The following is a 16,361-nucleotide window of genomic DNA, read 5'->3' as shown; positions in this document are numbered from 1 at the left end:
GCTAAAGGAGATTTGGCGCTTCCTTTTTTTTCAGGGGAAAATCATGAGGCGTATGCCGGGCTATTGCATGGATCAGTTCCGCTTTTCGGATGGGTTTGGGCAGATAGTCGTCACAACCGGCATCATAGGATTTTTTTCGGTCGGTTTCCATGGCGTACGCTGTTTGTGCAATGACGGGAAGATCCGGTCTTATTTTTTTGATCCGTCCGGTGGCTTCGTAGCCATCCATAACCGGCATGCGGATATCCATCAGGACGAGATGTATCGATCCGTCGGCCTGGCACTGTTCAACGGCCATCTTCCCGTTGTATGCCCGGGTTATTTTTACCTGGTAATCCCTTAATACAGAGGCAAGGAACAAATAGTTGTACTCTTCGTCTTCAACAATTAGAATATGTAAACAGCTTTCCTGGTTTTTTGTTGTGTCCATTTCTTGTTGCATACCGGCGTGTTAGTTAGTTTGATATGAGCTCCGGGTTAATTCTGGTTTGCAAGATAAGCATCAATTTGAAATAGATAACTTCTTTTTGCAAAAAGAACGGATTGATATTTTGTATTCTGTTGCCGCAGAAAATCAGCAATTGGCGGTTTTCGTTTTTTAAAGCGAATTCCGGCGGATAAACTCGAAAGGACTTTTTATCCTTCTAAAATCCTGTTGAAGGATCATTTCTGCCGCCCGTTTGCCAATTTCGTTATGATCTGTTGATATGGTTGATATGCCGTCGCAAAGAAGTTCTTTTACCGGATTCTCGTTGTACGAAATAATACCGCTGTTTTTACCCGGAACCCAGCCCCTGGCTTTAATGGTTTTGATCAGGTAGTACAAGTCGTTGTCTGAAATGACAATATAGGCTTCCTGTTTGCAGATGTTGGTTGCATCCAGGGAGTCAATAACCCGGTATTCAAACTGATGAGATTGACAAAAAATGATAAACCCTTTTCGGATATAGGGAGAATAATACTCGTTTTGAGGAAAGACCAGGTTTAACCGGGTGTATTTTTTGAGTAAATCCAGGGCCTGCTCAAGCGCATCCTGAATATCTTTATCGTATTCCTGGTAAACGACCGGATAATTTTTTAACTCTTCCAGGTAGCGGTCAACGATCAATACTTTTTCGACCGGTATTTTTTTTATGACCTGCCCTACTTCTGCATTTTCATTGCGAAAATGGGGCAGAATGACAAAGTAATCGTAGTTGGTCAGGTTATTGTCAATAATGCTTTCAAATTCGCTAATGTCGTAATTGTAAATAAAAACGTCGACACTGGCCTTCGTTCCCAGGGTTTGTACAAACGAGTTGTACAGGCTTCGTTTGTAATTGCTCAGCTTGTTGAAAATAAGGCTGATTTTGAGTTTTTTACCTACATTGGTCTGGTTGACGTAATAACCCTTTCCTCTGACGGATGACAGAATTCCCTTTTTCCGGAGTCTGACGTAAGCCTTCTCAACCGTATCGCGCGAGAGCAACAATTCTTCGCTGGTCTCATTGATGGATGGGATACGTTGCCCCTGCTTAAATATTCCCGATTCAATGTCGGCAATAATCAAATCTTCAACCTGCTTGTAGAGTGGAATCTCTGACTCGGAATCGATCCTGGAATTTTCAATCATGCTTTTTGATTTGTGTGGTGAAATTATAAAAAAAAGTAAGAAACAGGAAGAAGAACCTGAACAGGTATTTTGGTTATTCTCCTGTAAATTTTCAGACGCCTAAAAACGAAAATTCTTTCAACATTAATTCATCCTGGCTGTTTTTGAAAAAAAAAGATTATGCCAATAAATATACCGGAAACAGGAGCGAAGAGAGTAGTGATTGTTGGGGCCGGATTTGCCGGATTGCGCCTGGCGCGGAAGCTCAAAAAGAAAGGTTTTCAGTTGGTGTTGATTGATCGGAATAACTATCATCAGTTTCAGCCGCTGTTTTATCAGGTGGCGACCTCGGGGCTGGAACCAAGCGCCATTTCATTTCCGCTGCGTAAAGTTTTTCAAAAAGAAAAAAACGTGTTTGTGCGTGTGACCCGGGTCACGAACATTGATCCGCAAAAAAAGCAAATTGAAACGCCAATGGGACATGTTTGGTTCGATTATCTGGTGTTGGCGACCGGCGCAACCACCAACTTTTTTGGGATGCAGCAGTTCGAAAAGCACAGCATCCCGATGAAATCGGTCGCCGAAGCTGTTTACCTGAGAAATACCCTCTTGCTTAATTTTGAAGAGGCGGTAACTTTGCGCGATGAGGAAAAACTGAGACGTTTGCTCAATGTGGTCGTGGTGGGTGGCGGTCCGACCGGGGTTGAAGTTTGTGGCGCGCTGGCCGAGATGAAAAAGTTTGTGCTGCCCAAAGATTATCCTGATCTCAATTTTGATATGATGCAGATCACGCTCATTGAGGCCAATCCGCACCTGCTGCATGGGATGAGCTCCGGTTCAGCCGAAAAATCGAGAATATACCTCGAAAAGATGGGGGTAAACGTTTTGCTCGACCATAAGGTGACCGACTACGACGGGCTGGAAGTTAGCCTGGAAAACGGGAAAAAATTGCTGACCGAAACCTTAATATGGGCTGCAGGAGTGAAGGGACAGATGCCCGAGGGGATTGACCGGAATGCGATTACCCGGGGAAACCGGTTAATGGTAAACCGTTACAACCAGGTAGCCGGTTTCGATGATTTGTTTGCCATTGGCGATGTCGCCCTGATGACCACGGAGAAATATCCAGGCGGTCATCCCCAGGTGGCCCAGGTGGCCTTACAACAGGCTTCCTGTCTGGCACGAAACCTGGTCAACCTGATAGAAGGAAGGCCAATGGTCGAGTTTGAATACCGCGATAAAGGTTCTATGGCAACCGTTGGCCGCAACCGGGCCGTGGTCGATTTGCCTTTTATCCGGTTCAGCGGGACCCTGGCCTGGATGGTTTGGATGTTTGTACACCTGATGTCGATCGTGGGGGTGAAAAACCGTTTGCTGATCTTTATTAACTGGCTGTGGAAATATGTGACCTTCGATCAATCGCTGCGCCTGATCCTGCGTCCATCGCAAAAAGCCAAAGAACGTCCGTTGTAAGGTGTTGAAAAACAGTAGTTCTGTATGGTGAAAAGTATAAAAACCAGAGATAGGTTATTTCTTAAGTGATGAATATTCAGTAATTTATGTGAATAATTAAGGCCGCCTATGAAAATCCTGTTTCTTTGCTCGGGTGCAAGTTCCTGCCGGAGCCTCATTGCGAAAACCGTGCTGGAGTCGTTTGATGAGAATCTGGAGGTCTTTGCCGCCGGAACCGAACCGGTTTCGAACCTGAATCCCTTGGCTTTTGAGGTGATGAAATCAGTTGGTTTCACGATGGATAAACAGCAAATCAGGACTGTCTCACAGTTAGGGGACATGTCGTTTGACTATGTCATCACAGTTTGTGAAGGAACAAAGGAAGAGTTTGGCAGTTTTTCATTCAATTACAGGAAAAAATTACACCTGGGCTTTACCGATCCCGGAAAAGTGACAGGCGACAGCCAAAAAGAAACGGAAGCCTACCTGCATTTCATTGAAGAGGTAAAAACTGAGCTTGATTATTTTTATCAACGCATACTAAAAGGAAAGGCCGCTTCATAAGCGGCCTTTCCTCATGCTCAACTGTTGACAGTTGCTTCAACTTCTTCGGGTGTAATCGGGATGCGTTTTCCAAGTAATTCGCTTCCCGAGCTGGTTACCAGGATGTCGTCTTCCAAACGGATTCCGCCGAAGTCCTGGTAAAGGGCAAGCTGATCGAAATTGATAAAACCGGCATTAATTTTTTCTTGCTTCCATTTGTCCATCAGGGCAGGGATGAAATAAATTCCGGGTTCATTGGTAACGACAAATCCGGGTTCAAGCCTTTTTCCGAGGCGCAGGTAGGCTGTGCCAAACTGGTTAACCGGGCGGGTTTCCTCGTCGTAACCAACGTAAATTTGTCCGAGGTCCTCCATATCGTGCACGTCGAGCCCCATCATGTGACCAAGTCCGTGAGGCAGGAACAGGGCATGCGCGCCGTTTTTAACCGCTTCGTCAACGTCGCCTTTCATAAGCCCCAGTTCTTTTAGTCCGCTTGCAATTGTCCTGGCTGCTTCCAGGTGAACCGACAGGTAGGTTACGCCCGGTTGGGTTAACTCTTTGGCCCGGTTGTTGGCTGCCAGTACAATTTCGTAGATTTCACGTTGCTGCGCGGTAAACTTTCCACCGACGGGGCTGGTACGTGTAAAATCGGAGGCATAGTGCATCGCTGTTTCCGCTCCCGCATCCACCAGCATCAGCTTACCGGCTGTCAGGTAGTTTGAATGATCGTGATTGTGCAGGGTTTCGCCGTGTTGCGAAAGGATGATCGGGAACGACGGCATGTCGCCATGAGCCAGTGAAATGCCTTCAATCGTTCCGGCAATACTTTGTTCCCAGACACCGGCCTGCGCCATTTTCATGGCAGTAACGTGCATCTGATATCCTGTTGCACAGGCCTTTTTGATTTCTTCAATCTCGCAGGCCTCTTTAACCGACCGCAATGCAATAACTGCTTTGATCAGTTCGAGCGAGGCATATTGAGCCAGTTTTGAAGGGTGAATTCCCAGTAGCTCGTGCAGCAACAATTTGTTTTCGGCACGGTATGGCGGAAGAAAGTGAATTTTTCGTCCTTGTTTAATAGCCGTATTTATGGTTTCGGACAACTGGTTGAAAGGGGCGGTATGCTTTACTCCTGCTTTTTCAGCTTTTTCCCGGATACCTGCCTGGGGGCCCATCCAGATGATGTCGGCGATATCCACATCATTGCCGAAGATGATCTCTTCACCTGAATCGACATCGATGATACCTGCCAGCTGCTGAAAATCAAGTCCGAAAAAATAGAGAAAAGAACTATCCTGCCTGAAATGGTACGTGTTGTCCGTGTAGTTCATCGGCGAATCAACATTTCCTAAAATAAGGGCAACTCCTCCTGAAAGTTTTTCTTTCAGCTTGTTTCTTCGGTTGGTATAAATTTCTTTCTCAAACATAAGCGGTATTTTAATTTGACGTAATTGCGGTTGTAAGATATGGATTAATCAGGCAAATTTTTATGATTTTTCACGAATACCTGCCTGTAGTTTATAAAAAACGGAAGCAGGGAATGATTACTGTCAAACATATAACTGAAATGACAGAATAACGTAAACTTTATCGAAACCAAAAAATCGGCGTTATGGATAATACCTTATTGAATTATATGAACAAACGCTTTAACGAACTTGAGAAGAAGCAGGTTCGCGGCGAAAAAGAGGCCGGCCCGGTGATTACCATTTCGAGGGATGTGGGGTGCGGCGGCCTGAAAATCAGTAAAGCCCTTGCTGAAGAACTGAATAAATGCGTGTTCTGCAAGCAATGGCAGGTCATCAGCAAAGAGGTGCTTAGCGAAAGCGCAAAGGAGTTGAAAATTGCTCCTGAGAAAGTATCGCGTTTGTTAACCTCGAACGAACATTTTACTTTCGAGGAGATTTTGTCTGCCTTTACCGACAAATATTACAAAAGCAACAAGGTGATACTTAAAACCGTGAAAGAGGTCATCCGAAACTTTGCATTGGATGGATGCTGCATCATTCTTGGTCGTGCCGGCCATATCATTGCCGCTGATGTTGAAAATGCCATGCATGTTCGTTTGACGGCCCCCCTGGCCTGGCGGGTCGAAAGCATTTCGGCAAGCAGAAACCTCTCCAAGGCCGATGCCTTGAAGTACATCCAGGAAACGGGGAAAGAACGCGACCTTTTCAGAAACTACTTTGTTAAAAGCAAAGGCCAGGAAGATAACTTCGACCTGGTGATCAACGTGTCAAGGTTTACAACAGGCCAGGTTGTCAATCTGATTAAAACGGCTTTTGACCTAAAAGGGATCACGGAAAAAATGAAGAAAAAAGTTCCTTTTTTCTGATTAACCGGTGATTTGCGCAGGCAACCCTTTTAGTTCAACAGGTTTCCGGCCTTTTGGTCGGGGCATGAACATGTCTTTATAGGTCAGGCCAAGTTTTTCGGCCATTTCCAGCGAGTAGTCTAACCGGCCTAAATCATTGGCGGTGTTATTGGTTCCAAAGGAGAATTTCACGCCTGCTTCTTTGGCTTTTCGTAAGATTTTTTCCGAAGGTAATTTATACCTCGAATTAATTTCAAGGGCAACCTGGTTATCCGACAATACTTTTACGAACCGGTCAATCCGTTCATCCGTCCATAATTCGTCGTATTTATCGGCAATGGCATCGGGCAGGAAAGTTGGGTTGACATGAATATCGATGGGTTCCTGCGATACGATCGCTTCAATTTTTGAAACCAGTTCATCCATAAATGCCTGTTCATCATCCACAAAAACCTCTTCCGGGATCCATAAGCGCATACGACGGCCTTTTTGGTCGGTCCAGGTCATGCCATCGGTAAATACATAATCAAATTCTGCAACGGCTTCGGGAGAGAATAAGGTAATCCATTCGCGTCCTTCGGCTTGCATGCCCCTGAAAATGGGCTGTTTTTTCACCGTGTCCATATAGGCATAGAGCGATTCATCGTCGGTTACCGGAAATTTAAGCCCGCAGTTTGGTGCAATCCCGTAATTGATGCCCAGTTTTGTTGAATTTTCGCAGGCTTCTTCAATCGTCAGGCCGCCTTTCAGGTGAACATGAAAATCGATGACCGGAAAATTGGCCATGTGTAACCGGGTTATCCTGGTATCCCATTCTTTGCCGGCGTACGGCTCCCGTTTTTCACCATCCGGGAGGAGTTTGATTTTGATGTCTTTAAAATAGGTTGTGCTGTGTTCGTCGTGGGCCTGTAAGGCGATTCTTCCCCGGTCAAAAATTTTGTATTTATCGTTATCCGGGCGATAAGGTTCATCCGGCTGGATGTAATCCACCACTTTTGCTCCGTTTACCCGTATTTCAACTTGGTTTTCAACGACTTTGATGTGCATTTCAAACCATTCGTTATCGGATGCCGTTTGGTAATAAATGTTCCGGATTCCGTACAGGCTGCCGGTTTTCTTTAATTCTTTGTAGTCTCCCGTACCTTCGTGCGAGTTGTTTACCTGAACTTCATATCCTTTCAGTGGCCACCCGTGTTCCTGTTCTTTCGTATGAAAAAAAATGCCTGAATTGGCTCCGGGAGTCGTTTTGACAAGGGTTTTCAACTCAAAGTTTCTGAAAATGCCGTTTTGCAGTTTCCCGGTATAATACAGGTGTGCCCGTGGACCGCTGCATACAATGGCGCCGTTTTCAACTGTAAATGAGGCTGGATGTTCCATGGCTATCCAACCGGAGAGGTCCTTGCCGTTGAACAGGTCGACCCATTTCCCCGTGTTGTTATTTATACAGGAAGAAATAGTAAGCACCAGGCTTAAAATAGGAATCAGCAGGATCATTCTTTTCATCGGGATGTCAGGTTGGTTAACAAAGACAAAGATAAAATTCCTGGGGAAAGTTTTGTTATCCGGGCCCGGGTTTTTCATGAAGATCGGTGAATATTCAGGGATCAAAACCGGCATGTTTAAAACAAACAGGTCTTAAAATCGTTTTTAAAGAGGGATGAAAATTATTTATACAATTATTTTTTTGTGGGTGGGCTTGTTTTTCGATCTTGAAAAAACTGCAGTCATTGGTTTTTTTGATGCTCCGGCATACGAAGCAGATAGTTTGAGGATCCGGTGGGAGATTGTTGATTTTAGGGATACCATCCCCAACGACACCCTTTTTATTTGTGAGAATAGTCAGGGACGCATTCATTCCTATTTTCGGAAAATACATACCGGCGTTTGTGTTAACGGTGAATGCAGGTTATTGAATGTGATCTTATATTGGACTGCTACCGGGCGTTACTGGGGATTTGTATTGCCCGAGGGAGAGTTCTTGAGTAAAACGGATCACATCCCGTTTAAGGAGGAAGACTATCGTCAGTTGGAGACCATTTTAGCAAATCCCTATTCTGTACTTGGATCGTATCGGATTGACCAGTTAACCACCGAACCAAATCCTGAAGTTGACGCGGTTTCGGCAGCAACCATCCGATCGGTCAAAGAGGCCTCGGTGGAAGATGCCGTGTATACCACACATACGATTTGGAACCTGGTTTACGGCTCTACCCAAAAGGAAATCCGGAATTATACAGCGGACAGGCTGACCGATGAGCTGGCTGTCCAAATTTTAAATAGTACCGATTATCATGACAAGCTTTGGGTGTTGGAAAATATGGGACCCCACTTAAGCTGGTCGGATGAATTTAAAGCATTTATCGTTCTGAAAATCAACGATATGCCTGATATACTGGCTGGTTTGGCGCTATCGGCTTTGCCTGATTCTATTCTTGAAGAGCAAGCGGTTCAGATCGGGTTGGCCAGTCATTTTAAGGGTTTGAGCTACATGAACCAGCGAAACCTTCTGGAAAGACTGGACCATGTTTCCATGTTGTCGCCGCAGGTTTCGACCGAACTTGCCCGCCATCTGGGATCAATTCAACTTTCTGGTGGAGCGAATCATTTTCACACATAAATTTTAGCTAATCGGAACAAGAAAAATGGGATATCTCTGACACCTCTTTGGGTAGCCCTAAATGCTTTGATTTTTGCATTGAACGATTCAGCCGAAGCATTTGTGCTCCGATTATCAAAATAGTTCAATATCTCGGGGTAATGAGAGTAGAAGGTTGCCGATATAGTATTGAAAGATTTGAAACCGGAGTCTGTTACATCGTTGAACCACTTTGCCATTTTGGTATACGCCACGCCTTTGTTTTTAGTGTTTGTAAAGATCATCCTTAATCCATGTACCAACCAGTATGCCTGCTTGATATCGGGATATAGCCCGAATAATAACTTTGCGCGTTCCTTTTGTTTTGGCGTCCATTTTTCAGCCGATTTGAACAACAGGTAGCGGCTACGGGCCAGCAGTTGTTTTTTTGTATCACCGTTCTGCAACTCCTCAGGGACATATTTTTTACCGTCAAGTTTAGCGTTTTCTTTGGCATTGGTCTCTTGGTTTATTGCATCCCAACGATGTGCTATACGAATCTCCTGAATCGCATCATTGGCCAGCTTCTGTACATGAAAACGGTCAATTACCCTTATGGCACATGGAAAACACCTTCTGGCGATCTTGTTCATCGATGCGGCCATATCAAGTGTAACTTCCCTGACCACTTCCCGTTCTTTTTTAGGGATACTGTTGAGCACCCTTATGACCTTTTCTGATGCTGTGCCTTCGATCATTGCCACAAGTGCGCCTTTGCGTCCTTTCCCGTCTTTATTGGTCACCACGGTGTAAAGGTCACCGTTTGAAAGGGCAGTCTCGTCAATGCTCAGGTGGGGTCCCAGGTTTCCGGGGTAAAGTATCCATTCGCGGGCATGATCCTTTTGATCCCAGTCCCTGTACCCGCTCAAATGTTCCTTGTACTGCTGGCCAAACCGGTCTCCATCAATATAATAATGTTTCTCAAGGCTGTTGCTGCTTATTGGGTAATTGTCCAAATAATCCTTTTAAAAAATCCGCGAAACTTTTGGTGTAACGCGTCCCCTCTGCTGTCAGGTTCCATGACTTACTGACCAGTTCTCCAGTGGCCTCCACCAACCACTTTCGCCTGCGTACGTGCAGAAATACAGCCTTCTTGCGGATAGGAAAGTCTTGGATAACAACCTCGGCATGAAATCCTTTTGATGTGAGCTTCTCATTGAGGTAAGCCTCAGGTTTATTATCAATCTCATCCAAGTATACATGCACTGCTTTATCTTCAACTTTGATGCTGATCACAGTAAAGTAATCGAATAACTCTTCTGGTAATAGTAACCGGATTAACTCCCGATATCGTGATTCTTGTTCTGCCATTGGTTAATATTTGGTGCAGAACAAAGATTATAATTTTTTACATTCCCCCTACAAAGTTCATTTGATCCGCCATCTGCCGGATCTGAGTGTGAGCATTGTTGAACGCGTCCTGAGACTTTTTGTCATCCAGGGGGTTTCCTCCGAAGAAATTGCTTTTCAGGTGGCCGATCTTTTGGAACACAAAAACCGGTTTATTGCCCGAAGAGCTTATGAGTACCTGGAACAGCAGGACATAAGCAATGAGAAGTTGAATAAGTTGGTCAGGAAATACCGGTCAAAAAATATCTGATTGATGAAAAGGATGAACCGTTTGAAAGAATCAGATAATTTTTTTATCGATCAGGTACCTGTTTCGTTCGGATGAATTCCGGGAAAATAATTCGGCCAAAAAGCCGGCCATAAATAATTGGGTACCAATGATCATGGCGGTTAATGCCAGGTAAAAATACGGACTCTCGCTGACCAGGGGTGCTGCAATTTTTTTCGAAACGGCGATGAGTTTGCTGATTCCCACCCATGCAGCCGAAATAAAACCGATCAGAAAGACCAGGGAGCCGATCAATCCGAAAAAGTGCATGGGACGTTTGCTGAACTTCGCGATGAAGATCACCGAAAGCAGATCGAGCGGCCCGCGGATAAAGCGTTCGAAGCCGAACTTGGTAATCCCGTATTTACGTTCCTGATGCTGCACCACTTTTTCACCAATTCGTTTGAACCCGGCCCATTTGGCAATAATGGGGATATAGCGGTGCATTTCTCCGTATACTTCAATGCTTTTCACAACGGTTTTCCGGTACGCTTTCAGTCCGCAGTTAAAATCGTGGATTTTAATTCCGGAACTGCGCCGGGCAATCCAGTTATAAAACTTACTAGGGATATTTTTTGAAAAGAGCGGGTCGTAACGCTTTTTTTTCCATCCCGATATCAAATCAAAATTTCCTTCCGTGATCAGGCGGTAAAGTTCCGGGATTTCTTCCGGATTGTCTTGCAGATCGGCATCCATCGTAATCACGACATCACCTTGCGCGTCGGTAAAGCCAACCTGCAGGGCGGCCGATTTTCCATAGTTTCTCCTGAATTTTATGCCTTTTACATCGGGGTTTTCGTGATGAAGCTTTTCAATGATGGCCCAGGAGTTATCATTGCTCCCGTCGTCAATCAAAATGATTTCGTACGAAAACCGGTGTTCATCCATCACTTTTTTAATCCATCCCGTTAATTCGGGAAGCGATTCTTCTTCATTATACAAAGGAATAACTACGGAAATATTCACGTGCAGAAAAATTAGTTAATATGTCTTGTTGTTTTAACTGTCTGTTAATCTTCAGACTTGATCTCGGTCATCGCATTTTCAAAGGCACTTTCGTCATCCTGTTTTTTGACAAAAATAGAAGAGATCAATGAGATAATTAATCCAATCAGTCCAAATGCAAACAAACCGGAAATAGCCATCCAGCCCGGCGTCATCATTTTGGCGGTCAACCGTCCTGTTAATTCAATTTGTTCGTCAGACATGCCCCTGGCCATCATCACTTCTTCCTGTGCAATGCGGATTTGATCAATCAAACCGGGATCAATGTAGGTGAACAGAATAATTGAATACAGCGAATTGAGGATACCGGCAAAGAGCATGACAACAACTCCGTAACCGAGCGCCTGTCCATAGCTTATAAACCCGTTCAATTCGTGATTCCGGTAGTTAATTTGCGCGTAAACTACTCCGGCAGCCATAATGGCATAAGAGATTAATCCTAATGATTTGTTTGTATTCTCACCGGCCACATAAATAATGATGCCATAAAGAATAAGGGCGACTCCAAGGTACAACCCATGTGTCATAGCGCTTTTCCAGAATGTTGATTTTTGTTCCATCATGTTATTGTTTGGGAGTTTTTAGCAAATATATCTGATTTTTTAGCTGAAAAAAAAGTTATATAAATATTTTCTTGAAGATTAACGGATTAACCGGAATATTTGAAAAAAGCGCCGGTGAGTTGTGTTTTTAGTTTGTCGGATATACAATTTTTTCTACTTTTGTCGCCGGGTAAGTCCTGTACGACCAGCTCCTGCTGAACCCCCCAGGGTCGGAAGGCAGCAAGGGTAAGTGGTTGAGCGGTGCGATACAGGTAGCTTACCCACTTTTTATGACTTGTTGCCGGATTAGCTCAGTTGGCCAGAGCACGTGATTTGTAATCTCGGGGTCCTCAGTTCGAATCTGAGATCCGGCTCACCAAAGAAGGTTGGAAGATTGGAAGGGTAGAATGTCAGAAAGCATTTTGCCGGGGAATTTTCCAGGAAAGTTCTGAAAAATGTTTAAGAATTACGAAGTAAGATCGGAGAGATTATTCTAATCCTCTTGCATTCTAACCTTCTGATATTCTGCATAAAGGGGAGATACCAAAGTGGCCAACTGGGGCAGACTGTAAATCTGCTGGCTCATGCCTTCGTAGGTTCGAATCCTGCTCTCCCCACACGAATGATGATTGATAAAAGATGATTGATGAATGAATTGCTAAAAAAGGCTACGATATTCTCAAATCATCAATCAAAAATCAACAGTCATCAATCAAAAGCGGGAGTAGCTCAGTCGATAGAGCATTAGCCTTCCAAGCTAAGGGTCGCGGGTTTGAATCCCGTCTCCCGCTCAAAAGGGAAAGTCATTTGCCGAATGATTTTCCCTTTTTTAATAGATTTTTTTGGATCACTTCTCATCCAAAGCTTATTGCCAATTCCGGATCAAGCTCGATAAAAAATAAAAACTCCTGTAAATGACACATTTACAGGAGTTTGCTTTTGAATGCTTTTTGAAAAAGTGGAGATGCCGGGAGTCGAACCCGGGTCCAAACGAGGAAGCAATACGCTTTCTACATGCTTAGCCAAGACTTGATTTTCGAGCAGCAGCTGGATCAAGGCCACCGACTACTGCCTTAGCTTCTTAATTTTTGCGAAAGCCCCGAAGCTAAACTTTCACTATTCCCGATTTATTTGCACCGCCGGTTCGGGCCGCTTCAGGAAAATAGCACCCGGGCAATGTCTCGTCCCCACACCTAGTGCAGGAATAAAGTGTAATCTACATAGTAGAATTACGCAGCAAGAGCGTAGTTATTTTCGCCAATTAAAAGTTTGCCCGTTGAGATTATTGAGCCAACAGACAATGCTCAGCATGCTTACATACCTCTTCTACCCGCTGTCAAAACCAGTCATCCCCGGATAGTAAGGGACGACAAAATTACAGAAAATTCTGCGATATTTAAAATGATATTACCTATCTTTAAAATAAACCTTCATCTGAAACAGATATGACAAGAGCCGGATTGACGGGGTTAATCAATGCAAATTTGAACGGTATATGAAAGTAGGCGTATTACGTGAAACCCGAAGAGATCATGACCGCCGGGTAGCCATTACTCCGGAAACAGCCCGGTTGATCCGGGAAAATTATCCTGAGGTCAGCTTGTTCATTCAATCATCCTCCGTTCGCATTCATCGGGATGACGAATACCGGGCTCTTGGAATTCAGGTGGTTGATGATGTTTCGCATTGCGATCTGCTCATCGGAGTTAAGGAAGTTTCGGAAGAAAACCTGATCGAAGGAAAAACCTATGTCATGTTTGCCCATGTAGCGAAACAGCAGGCATTTAATCGTTCATTTTTTAAAAAAATGGCTGGTAAAAAGATCACGCTCCTGGATTATGAATACTTTACCGATCAACATCATAACCGGCTGGTGGCCTTTGGATTCTGGGCCGGTGTTGTAGGCGCCTACTATGCTTTCCAGGGAACAGCCAAACGTTTCATGGGAATTGATTTACCCGGACCGCAAACCTGCCGTAACCTGAAGGAATTGCATCATCATTTGCGGACATTAGAACTTCCCCCGCTGAAAATTTTAATAACAGGAGGTGGAAGAGTCGCGTCCGGAGCATTAGAGATGATTCATGAAATGGGAATCGCCGAGGTATTGCCGAAAGATTTTCTCGAAAAAGAATACGACCACCCGGTTTATGTCCGGCTCGACCCAGAGGATTATGTAGTAAAAAAACAAGTCAAGTTCGACCGGGACGATTTTTATCTCAATCCGAAAGATTACAGGTCGGCCTTCTCTCCCTATTTGAAACCGACCGATATTTTTATTCCCTGTCATTTCTGGGATCAGGCATCTCCGCATTTTTTCACCACAGCACAGCTTCGTTCGCCGGATTTTGGCATTTCGCTGATTGCCGATGTCAGTTGCGATGTTCCCGGACCAATTCCAACAACGATTCGTACGTCGTCCATCGACGATCCGTTTTATGATGTAAATACAAAGAATCTTCTGGAGCAACCCGCTTTTTCATCATCCGCGCACGTCACGGTGATGGCCGTGGACAATCTGCCGACCGCATTGCCTTTTGACGCCTCGCGCACCTTTGCGCGAGACCTGTACTACCAGGTTTTACCCTCGCTGTTTGGCGAAGATACCGATGGGATTGTTGGACGGGCTACTATTTTGAAAAACGGCCAGCTGACCGAACAATTTAGCTACCTGCGGGATTTTTTGAAAGGTAAAGACTAAGCGGTTTTCCGGGTCATTGGTTTTCAAACAGAATAAATCAGACCGGGTTTGAATAAACCTGCCGGATGACTGTACCTGAAAAAATATTGCATTTAAATTGAAATAAAATGAACATCCTTTTAGGTTATTCGATGAAAATACTATTTTTGCATCCCGTTAATGATCGGGATGTAGCGCAGTTGGTAGCGTACCACGTTCGGGACGTGGGGGTCGTCCGTTCGAGTCGGATCATCCCGACAAAATAAAACACAAATAGAATTTAAAAAGTCTGTAAATTACATGATTTACAGGCTTTTTTTGTGCGCCTTGGTTGTTTATTTTATCACCAAAATTTTTTTCCTGACCCTGGGAAGGATGTTATTTCCAATAAACAAGTCCTTGCAGGTTTTACTTTGTTGAATAAAGATATCGGTTTCACGCGGTTGGTAACAGTTGATCAGGCTAAGCTGTTCCACGTCATCGAGTTGAATCACCGGTGTGTTTTTTAATGGCGAGTTGGAGCTGAACGCGTTGATTTCGATGTATTTGCTCTTTTCGATGGAAAGGGTAGGCCCCTTGGTGGCATTCATTTGTACATTGTGAAAACTGATATCCTGAGCGTCTTTTACGGTGAAGCCAATTTCGCCGTTGATGCGGATGTCGGTAAATGAAATGTTGCTGATGGGTAGTTCTTCCAGTCCCAGCAGGAAGCCGGCCTGTTTGGCGTTTCCGGTAATTCCGCTGAAATGGATGTTCCGGAAAGCAGGCGTCCGTTCCGAAACTTCTTCGTATTCCGACTGGCGATAATACATGTTCAGTACAATCGCTTCTTCGCGAATATCCTTCATAATCACATTGCTAACCCGGATATCTTCCACCACGCCGCCTCGTCCGCGGGTCGATTTGATCCGGATACCCCGGTCGGTGCCTTCAAACACGCAGTTGGTAATGGTTACTTTTTTTACGTCGCCCGACATTTCGCTTCCGATCACTACGCCGCCGTGTCCGCGCAACATGGTGCAGTTGGTGATGGTGATGTTTTCGCAGGGAGCGGCCATTTTACGCCCGGCGCGGTCTTTCCCCGATTTGATGGTGATACAGTCATCGCCCACCGAAATGTGGCAATTGGATAGATGCACGTAGCGGCACGATTCCGGGTTAATACCGTCGGTGTTGGGTGATTTGGGATTGTTGATCGTTACACCATCAACAGTGACATTTTCGCAGAACTGCGGGTTGACCGTCCAAAATGGTGAATTGACAATGGTAATCCCCTCAATCCGGATATTGGAACAATACATCGGTTGAATAAACGGGGGACGGCAAAAGCCCCGGGTAATCATATCGGGTTCGTCGGGCAACAGCACGTCGGGATTATTTTCGGCAAACAGTTGTTGCCATTTCGATTTGAAGTCCTTGGGCTGCGAGTACAGGAAGTGATGATAATCCCACCATTTTTTGCCTTGCCCGTCCAGGGTTCCCCGTCCGGTGATGGTGATGTTTTCGGCCTTGTATGCATAAATCAGTGGCGAAAAATTGACGACATCGGTCCCTTCCCAGCGCGATTGTACCATCGGTAAATAAGCATCAAAATCATCTGTAAAACGCAAAGTAGCTCCGGCTTCCAGGTAAATCGTGATGTTGCTTTTCAGATGAACGGGGCCGGTTAAGTAATTGCCGGCCGGGAAGTAGAGGGTTCCTCCGCCTGCTGTCGCGGTTGTTTCGATCAGCTCGCGGATCATTTCGGTGTTTAAGGTTTCATCATCTGCTTTTACGCCGTAATCCAGCACGTTTTTCCATCCTTCCTGTTGCGCGTTAAGATTCAGCGACAACAATAGCAGCAGGAAGATTTTTACAGTTCTTTTCATGGGTTTGTATTTGATGATTAAATACGTTTTGTATCGTTGTTGTTACAAAAAAAGCAAAAATAATGTAAACGATTACATCTCGATGCAAATTTATGGGAATCACCTTTTTCTTT

The 16,361-nt window shown here is 44.7% G+C and carries 15 protein-coding genes, 4 tRNA genes and 2 other RNA genes; 11 read left to right on the top strand and 10 right to left on the bottom strand.

All coding sequences use genetic code 11. The features are described from left to right. Position 1: 1 nt before the first annotated feature. Both AC6H3C_RS15920 and AC6H3C_RS15915 read right to left on the bottom strand, forming a co-directional pair. Positions 2-442, bottom strand: coding sequence for a response regulator (locus AC6H3C_RS15920; RefSeq protein WP_497516396.1), 441 nt, complete (start codon positions 440-442; stop codon positions 2-4). A 156-nt stretch (positions 443-598) separates the two neighbouring features. After that, positions 599-1,612, bottom strand: coding sequence for a GntR family transcriptional regulator (locus AC6H3C_RS15915; RefSeq protein WP_497516395.1), 1,014 nt, complete (start codon positions 1,610-1,612; stop codon positions 599-601). 159 nt (positions 1,613-1,771) lie between these two features. On the opposite strand from AC6H3C_RS15915, the gene AC6H3C_RS15910 reads away from it, so the two are divergent. Next, the gene (locus AC6H3C_RS15910) at positions 1,772-3,064 is read left to right on the top strand and encodes an NAD(P)/FAD-dependent oxidoreductase (protein WP_497516394.1); all 1,293 of its coding nucleotides are present in this window, start codon (positions 1,772-1,774) and stop codon (positions 3,062-3,064) included. A gap of 108 nt (positions 3,065-3,172) precedes the next feature. Next, entirely contained in the window at positions 3,173-3,607 is a 435-nt protein-coding gene (locus AC6H3C_RS15905; RefSeq protein WP_497516393.1) for an arsenate reductase/protein-tyrosine-phosphatase family protein, read from the top strand. A 17-nt stretch (positions 3,608-3,624) separates the two neighbouring features. Here AC6H3C_RS15905 and AC6H3C_RS15900 read toward each other — a convergent pair whose 3' ends face one another. After that, a complete protein-coding gene (locus AC6H3C_RS15900; protein ID WP_497516392.1) occupies positions 3,625-5,013 on the bottom strand; it encodes an aminopeptidase P family protein in 1,389 nt (462 codons plus the stop codon). A 185-nt stretch (positions 5,014-5,198) separates the two neighbouring features. Between AC6H3C_RS15900 and AC6H3C_RS15895 the strand changes: the two genes are divergently transcribed. Beyond that, positions 5,199-5,921: a cytidylate kinase-like family protein gene (locus tag AC6H3C_RS15895; protein ID WP_497516391.1), complete on the top strand. Its 723-nt coding sequence runs from the start codon at positions 5,199-5,201 to the stop codon at positions 5,919-5,921. On the opposite strand, the gene AC6H3C_RS15890 is transcribed toward AC6H3C_RS15895, so the two are convergent. Further along, on the bottom strand, positions 5,922-7,403 hold the full coding sequence (locus tag AC6H3C_RS15890; RefSeq protein WP_497516390.1) for a DUF1080 domain-containing protein: 1,482 nt from the start codon (positions 7,401-7,403) through the stop codon (positions 5,922-5,924). A 154-nt stretch (positions 7,404-7,557) separates the two neighbouring features. Here AC6H3C_RS15890 and AC6H3C_RS15885 point away from each other — a divergent pair, with 154 nt between their 5' ends. Beyond that, complete coding sequence (locus AC6H3C_RS15885) at positions 7,558-8,517, top strand: hypothetical protein (protein WP_497516389.1); 960 nt, start codon at positions 7,558-7,560, stop codon at positions 8,515-8,517. Here the strand turns inward: AC6H3C_RS15885 and AC6H3C_RS15880 are convergent. Both AC6H3C_RS15880 and AC6H3C_RS15875 read right to left on the bottom strand, forming a co-directional pair. Beyond that, positions 8,508-9,491: an ISAon1 family transposase gene (locus AC6H3C_RS15880; RefSeq protein ID WP_497516388.1), complete on the bottom strand. Its 984-nt coding sequence runs from the start codon at positions 9,489-9,491 to the stop codon at positions 8,508-8,510. The two genes, AC6H3C_RS15885 and AC6H3C_RS15880, sit on opposite strands and share 10 nt — an antisense overlap. Next, positions 9,457-9,846, bottom strand: a complete 390-nt coding sequence (locus AC6H3C_RS15875; RefSeq protein ID WP_497516387.1) for an ISAon1 family transposase N-terminal region protein — start codon at positions 9,844-9,846, stop codon at positions 9,457-9,459. Before AC6H3C_RS15875 ends, AC6H3C_RS15880 begins: the two co-directional genes overlap by 35 nt. 61 nt (positions 9,847-9,907) lie before the next feature. On the opposite strand from AC6H3C_RS15875, the gene AC6H3C_RS15870 reads away from it, so the two are divergent. Next, positions 9,908-10,135 carry a hypothetical protein gene (locus AC6H3C_RS15870; protein WP_497516386.1) on the top strand — a complete coding sequence of 76 codons (228 nt, stop codon included), beginning with the start codon at positions 9,908-9,910 and terminating at the stop codon, positions 10,133-10,135. 30 nt (positions 10,136-10,165) lie between these two features. Here the strand turns inward: AC6H3C_RS15870 and AC6H3C_RS15865 are convergent, their stop codons facing one another. After that, positions 10,166-11,119 (bottom strand): glycosyltransferase family 2 protein, encoded by a 954-nt coding sequence (locus AC6H3C_RS15865; protein ID WP_497516385.1) that lies wholly within the window; start codon positions 11,117-11,119, stop codon positions 10,166-10,168. 44 nt (positions 11,120-11,163) lie between these two features. Continuing rightward, positions 11,164-11,721: a DUF4199 domain-containing protein gene (locus AC6H3C_RS15860; RefSeq protein ID WP_497516384.1), complete on the bottom strand. Its 558-nt coding sequence runs from the start codon at positions 11,719-11,721 to the stop codon at positions 11,164-11,166. 167 nt (positions 11,722-11,888) lie between these two features. Here AC6H3C_RS15860 and ffs point away from each other — a divergent pair. The 4 genes from ffs to AC6H3C_RS15840 all read left to right on the top strand — a co-directional run bounded on the left by ffs (position 11,889) and on the right by AC6H3C_RS15840 (position 12,491). Then, an RNA gene (ffs, locus tag AC6H3C_RS15855) (signal recognition particle sRNA small type) lies at positions 11,889-11,986 on the top strand. A gap of 14 nt (positions 11,987-12,000) precedes the next feature. Then, positions 12,001-12,074: transfer RNA gene (locus AC6H3C_RS15850), tRNA-Thr, on the top strand. 160 nt (positions 12,075-12,234) lie between these two features. Further along, a tRNA-Tyr gene (locus tag AC6H3C_RS15845) sits at positions 12,235-12,317 on the top strand. 101 nt (positions 12,318-12,418) lie between these two features. After that, positions 12,419-12,491, top strand: a tRNA-Gly gene (locus tag AC6H3C_RS15840). Between the two features lie 165 nt (positions 12,492-12,656). Here AC6H3C_RS15840 and ssrA read toward each other — a convergent pair. Further along, positions 12,657-13,054, bottom strand: a transfer-messenger RNA (tmRNA) gene (gene ssrA, locus AC6H3C_RS15835). A 141-nt stretch (positions 13,055-13,195) separates the two neighbouring features. Here ssrA and AC6H3C_RS15830 point away from each other — a divergent pair. Continuing rightward, a complete protein-coding gene (locus tag AC6H3C_RS15830) occupies positions 13,196-14,401 on the top strand; it encodes an NAD(P)-dependent oxidoreductase (RefSeq protein WP_497516383.1) in 1,206 nt (401 codons plus the stop codon). A gap of 164 nt (positions 14,402-14,565) precedes the next feature. After that, a tRNA-Pro gene (locus AC6H3C_RS15825) sits at positions 14,566-14,638 on the top strand. A gap of 77 nt (positions 14,639-14,715) precedes the next feature. Here the strand turns inward: AC6H3C_RS15825 and AC6H3C_RS15820 are convergent. Beyond that, positions 14,716-16,248, bottom strand: a complete 1,533-nt coding sequence (locus AC6H3C_RS15820; RefSeq protein WP_497516382.1) for a glycoside hydrolase family 28 protein — start codon at positions 16,246-16,248, stop codon at positions 14,716-14,718. Positions 16,249-16,361 lie beyond the last annotated feature (113 nt).

The organism is Gaoshiqia sp. US2, assembly GCF_059705485.1.
This window is presented reverse-complemented; position numbering and strand designations above follow the sequence as displayed.

Bases quoted from the DNA above. Each gene is read 5' to 3' on its own strand.
- AC6H3C_RS15920 (WP_497516396.1), bottom strand. From the start codon at position 442: ATGCAACAAGAAATGGACACAACAAAAAACCAGGAAAGCTGTTTACAT.
- AC6H3C_RS15915 (WP_497516395.1), bottom strand. From the start codon at position 1,612: ATGATTGAAAATTCCAGGATCGATTCCGAGTCAGAGATTCCACTCTAC.
- AC6H3C_RS15910 (WP_497516394.1), top strand. From the start codon at position 1,772: ATGCCAATAAATATACCGGAAACAGGAGCGAAGAGAGTAGTGATTGTT.
- AC6H3C_RS15905 (WP_497516393.1), top strand. From the start codon at position 3,173: ATGAAAATCCTGTTTCTTTGCTCGGGTGCAAGTTCCTGCCGGAGCCTC.
- AC6H3C_RS15900 (WP_497516392.1), bottom strand. From the start codon at position 5,013: ATGTTTGAGAAAGAAATTTATACCAACCGAAGAAACAAGCTGAAAGAA.
- AC6H3C_RS15895 (WP_497516391.1), top strand. From the start codon at position 5,199: ATGGATAATACCTTATTGAATTATATGAACAAACGCTTTAACGAACTT.
- AC6H3C_RS15890 (WP_497516390.1), bottom strand. From the start codon at position 7,403: ATGAAAAGAATGATCCTGCTGATTCCTATTTTAAGCCTGGTGCTTACT.
- AC6H3C_RS15885 (WP_497516389.1), top strand. From the start codon at position 7,558: ATGAAAATTATTTATACAATTATTTTTTTGTGGGTGGGCTTGTTTTTC.
- AC6H3C_RS15875 (WP_497516387.1), bottom strand. From the start codon at position 9,846: ATGGCAGAACAAGAATCACGATATCGGGAGTTAATCCGGTTACTATTA.
- AC6H3C_RS15860 (WP_497516384.1), bottom strand. From the start codon at position 11,721: ATGATGGAACAAAAATCAACATTCTGGAAAAGCGCTATGACACATGGG.
- AC6H3C_RS15830 (WP_497516383.1), top strand. From the start codon at position 13,196: ATGAAAGTAGGCGTATTACGTGAAACCCGAAGAGATCATGACCGCCGG.
- AC6H3C_RS15820 (WP_497516382.1), bottom strand. From the start codon at position 16,248: ATGAAAAGAACTGTAAAAATCTTCCTGCTGCTATTGTTGTCGCTGAAT.